Raw genomic sequence first — 523 nt, forward strand, 5'->3', positions numbered from 1 at the left:
TCGCCCTATTCAGACTCGCTTTCGCTGCGGCTCCGGCTCTTCACCTTAACCTTGCACGGGAACGTAACTCGCCGGTTCATTCTACAAAAGGCACGCCATCACCCCTAAAACGGGCTCTGACTTTTTGTAAGCACACGGTTTCAGGTTCTATTTCACTCCCCTTCCGGGGTGCTTTTCACCTTTCCCTCACGGTACTGCTTCACTATCGGTCGCTAGGAAGTATTTAGCCTTGGCAGATGGTCCTGCCGGATTCATACGGGGTTTCACGTGCCCCGCACTACTCGGGATCCGTCTCGGAGGGAACAGACTTTCAATTACAGGGCTTTTACCTTCTTTGGCGGGCCTTTCCAGACCTCTTCGCTTAACCGGTTCCTTTGTAACTCCATGTGAGACGTCCCACAACCCCAAAGAGCAAGCTCTCTGGTTTGGGCTTCTCCGCGTTCGCTCGCCGCTACTGACGGAATCACTATTGTTTTCTCTTCCTCAGGGTACTTAGATGTTTCAGTTCCCCTGGTATGCCTCT

General features: G+C 52.8%; 1 rRNA gene. It reads right to left on the minus strand.

The window, feature by feature from the left end:
* A 23S ribosomal RNA gene (locus tag WFI24_RS34200) occupies window positions 1-523 on the minus strand; the annotation flags it as partial.

It is taken from the genome of Paenibacillus sp. USHLN196, from assembly GCF_037144955.1.
Lineage (GTDB): Bacteria > Bacillota > Bacilli > Paenibacillales > Paenibacillaceae > Paenibacillus > Paenibacillus xylanexedens_C.